This is a genomic window from Streptomyces sp. NPDC002690, assembly GCF_053592415.1.
In genome coordinates, this window is sequence record NZ_JBSFVR010000622.1 from 1 (window position 1) to 2,545 (window position 2,545).

Below are 2,545 nucleotides of genomic sequence, written 5' to 3' on the forward strand. Positions count from 1 at the left end.
TCCACCTCGTTGCCCCGGGCCGTCGCGAGTTCGCAGGCGAAGACCTGCAACGGGACCGCGCCCCGCCCCCTGCTCGTGCCCGACCCGCCCCCGGCTCACCCCTTGCTGACCGCCGCGAGGATCTCCGGCAGCCGGGCCGCCGTGCGCGGCGCCGCGAGCCGCAGGCCCGCCCAGGTGACGAGCACGCCGTACACCGCGCCCGCGGGCGCCATCAGCCACACCGACCGGTGGTCCGTCACGGTCAGCGCCACCGTCACGGCGATCACCGGTGCGGCCACCACCGCGGAGCCGAACAGGCCCACCAGGGAGGACAGCACGGCCAGTCCGCCCTGACCCGGCACCGCGTTCTTGAAGCCGCTCGCCTGCGGGATCGAGTACGGGAAGAACGCCGACGCGACCGCGCCCAGGCCGAACATCGCTCCGAGCAGGGCGAACAGGATGCCGAGGACCCCGGGCAGGGACCCCCAGGCGTCGAGCATGGCGGAGAGCACCACGGCGACCAGCACCGTGTACGGCACCGCGACGACCGCCAGCGCCAGGGCGCGCGCCCGCAGTTCCTCGTACGCGTCCCGGGGTGTCGAGACGGTCTGCGCCACCATCCAGAAGGCGGAGGTGTCCTGGCCGAACTGGTTGAACATCTGCATCCCGAGGAGCATCGGCGCGAAGCAGGCGAACCAGACCGTGCCGGCCCCTTGCAGGGCGTTGAAGACGGGCACGATCAGCCCGACCGCGAGCGAGGTGATCCAGGCCGCCTTCGTCTTCGGGTCCCGCAGGACGTACCGCAGGCTCCGGCCCATCACCGTACGGGTCCGGCCCTCCGGCAGCAGCCGGCCCAGCCGGGAGCGCCGGGCGGCGGGGTCCTTCCCGCGCGTCGGTCCGGCGGCGGCGATCGTCGAACCGTCCGGCGCCGTCATCAGCGCCACCAGACCGCGCTGCCACCACCACAGCAGAGCGGCCAGGGCCACCGCCGAGACCAGGAGCTGCGCCACCGCCTCGCCGTACGCCCCGCCGGACGCGGAGTCCACCGCGCCGATCGCCGAGGCGGCGGGCAGCCACCGCACCACACCGGCGGCCGGCTCCAGGGCGGAGAGCCCGCCCGCCGCGCCGATGCGCTGGGCGCCGAAATTCACCACCTGCATGCCCACCGCGATCACCAGCCCGCTCAGCACCGCGAGGTCGCGGCCCTTGCGCGAGGTCAGCAGCCGGATGTTCGCCGTGGCGACGGACCGGGCCAGCGCCACGCAGATCAGCAGCGCCAGCGGTACGGCGACCACCCCGACGGCCACCGCCCCCGCCCCGTGGGCCACCGCGAGCACCGATCCCACCAGCAGGCAGAGCGCGTACAGCGGCCCCACACCGACCAACGAGGCCGCCAGCAGCGCCCGTACCAGCGGACGCGGACGGAGCGGCAGCATCACCAGCCGGCTCGGGTCCAGCGTCTCGTCCCCACTCGGGAAGAACAGCGGCAGCACCGCCCACCCCAGGGCGAGCACCCCGGTGGCCAGCACCACCACGGTGGCCGCGTCCCGCCCCTCGCCGCGCAGCAGCACCAGCCCCAGCAGCTGCCCCACCGCGATCAGCGCCACCACGACCAGGGTCACCACGAACGCGGCCGACCGCCCGGCCGACTGCCGCAACCCGTTGCGGAGCAGCGCCAGCTTGAGCCGCACGAAGAGGGGGACCAGCCCCTCGCTCCCGGCGACCGGGGCGACCGGCGCGTCCGGGGTGTCCGGCGCGTCCGGGGCGGGACCGGACGGGAAGTCGAGGACGCTCATCGGCCGCCGCCCAGCCAGTCGAGGCCGTCCGCGCCGTCGACCGCACGCGCGCCCACCAGGTCGAGGAACGCCTGCTGCAGCGAGGGGGCTTCGCCCCGTACCTCGGCGAGCGGACCCTGCGCCTTGATCCGGCCCGCCGCCATCACCGCCACCCAGTCGCAGAGCGACTCGACCAGTTCCATCACATGGCTGGAGAAGACGACGGTCGCCCCGGACCGGGTGTAGCGCTCCAGCACCCCTCGGATGACCTGCGCGGAGACCGGGTCGACCCCCTCGAAAGGCTCGTCCAGGAAGAGCACTTCGGGATTGTGCAGCAGGGCCGCCGCCAGCCCGATCTTCTTCCGCATGCCGGTCGAGTAGTCGACCACGAGCTTGTGCCGTGCACCGCCCAGATCGAGCACGTCCAGCAACTGGGAGGCCCGTTTGTCGGTCTCGGCGCCGGAGATCCCGCGCAACCTGCCGTTGTAGGCGAGGAGTTCCTGACCGGAGAGCCGTTCGAAGAGCCGCAGCCCCTCGGGCAGCACTCCGATGCGCGACTTGACGGCGACCGGATCGGTCCACACGTCGTGGCCGCCGATCTCGACCTTCCCCATGTCGGGCCGCAACAGCCCGGTCACCATGGAGAGGGTGGTCGTCTTGCCCGCGCCGTTCGGCCCCACCAGGCCGATGAACCGGCCCGCCGGCAGGTCGAGATCGATCCCGGAGACGGCCATCTGCTGGCCGAACCTCTTCCACAGCCCCCGCACCCGCACGGCGGGCGGCCGGCCCGA

At 73.7% G+C, this 2,545-nt stretch carries 2 protein-coding genes; both read right to left on the bottom strand.

Annotated elements, in window-relative coordinates; translation table 11 throughout:
- Window positions 1-95 precede the first annotated feature (95 nt).
- Entirely contained in the window at window positions 96-1,775 is a 1,680-nt protein-coding gene (locus ACWD3D_RS35975) for a transporter (protein ID WP_451464869.1), read from the bottom strand.
- On the bottom strand, window positions 1,772-2,527 hold the full coding sequence (locus tag ACWD3D_RS35980) for an ABC transporter ATP-binding protein (protein ID WP_451464870.1): 756 nt from the start codon (window positions 2,525-2,527) through the stop codon (window positions 1,772-1,774). Before ACWD3D_RS35980 ends, ACWD3D_RS35975 begins: the two co-directional genes overlap by 4 nt.
- Between the last annotated feature and the right edge of the window lie 18 nt (window positions 2,528-2,545).